Consider the following 1,150-nt stretch of genomic DNA (forward strand, 5'->3'; position numbering starts at 1 on the left):
TGGATAGGGCGGTCAATGTATACCACCTGCGGCGGATGAAAGTGAGCAGTGCAAATCAAGTGCACGAGATCGACTCATTTTGGTGCTGAAGTTAACGTTTATTTTTAATTTTTTTTCTCATTGATTCCCCTTTTATGTCCACCCTGTGAGCCGAGTGCACCAGCCGGTCAAGGATGGCGTCGGCGATCGTTTTTTCACCGATGACATCGTGCCATGCCTCCACGGGCAGTTGTGAGGCTATAATGGTGGACCTTTTGCCGTGCCTGTCCTCTATGATCTCCATCAAAGAGTGCCTGTTGATGTTGTCCAATGGTTTTAGGCCAAAGTCATCCAGTATGAGCAGGTCCTGTTTTTCAAGTTTTCCAATGAATTTTAGATAGGACCCGTCCGCCTTTGAGGTTTTGAGCAAGGTAAAGAGTTTGGCCGTGTTGAAGTACATGGTCCTGTGCCCCATTGAGCAGGCCTGGTGCCCGATGGCGGAGGCCAGATAGCTCTTGCCGACCCCGGTGCTCCCGGTAATGAGCATATTTTCACCCTTGCGTATAAATCCACAGGAGGCGTAGCGCTGTATCCTGTTCCTGTCGATGTTCCTTCCAGGGCCGTAATCGATGGCCTCCATAACGGCACCGTACCTGAACCTTGCGGCCTTTGTCAGGCGCTCGATCTTGCGGTTGTGCCTATCGTCCCATTCGGACTGTACCAGATAGGCCACCAGTTCATCGTTGGTATAGTCCATGCTCTCGGGCGAGAGGCTGGTGTCAAAGGCCCTGAGCATCCCGTGGAGCCTGAGCTGTTTCATCTGTTCCAATGTCTTTGTGTTCATGTTGTCTGTTTTAATGTTTGTCATTTATAATAGTTTCCTCCCCTGATGTTATCGTGGTCCGGGACCTCGGAGGTATCCTCCGGGTCGTCCTCCAGGGTGTCCCACCCTTTTTTCAGTATCCGCTCCACCATGCTGTAATTATAGGCCCCATAGTCCGATGCCCGCCTGCAGGCATTGTCCAGCCGTTGGTTGCCGACCTTCTTGGCCAGGTGCAGTATGCCCATGCAGGATTTATAGGATTGTTCCGGATGTTGTTTCTTGTCGAGTATCCCGATGATGTACCCCTTGCAGTTCTCGCCGATGTGCGCGGCCCAGGAGATGAACTTC

1 protein-coding gene and 1 pseudogene are annotated in these 1,150 nt (G+C 51.7%); both read right to left on the minus strand.

Annotated elements, in window-relative coordinates; all coding sequences use genetic code 11:
* Nucleotides 1–91: 91 nt before the first annotated feature.
* Nucleotides 92–823, minus strand: coding sequence for an IS21-like element helper ATPase IstB (gene istB / locus EO132_RS13010; RefSeq protein ID WP_127136804.1), 732 nt, complete (start codon nucleotides 821–823; stop codon nucleotides 92–94).
* A 20-nt stretch (nucleotides 824–843) separates the two neighbouring features.
* Nucleotides 844–1,150 (minus strand): annotated as a pseudogene (locus EO132_RS19315) (IS21 family transposase); the annotation flags it as partial.

The organism is Flagellimonas oceanensis, from assembly GCF_003992595.1.
In the GTDB taxonomy this organism is placed as follows: Bacteria; Bacteroidota; Bacteroidia; order Flavobacteriales; family Flavobacteriaceae; genus Flagellimonas; species Flagellimonas oceanensis.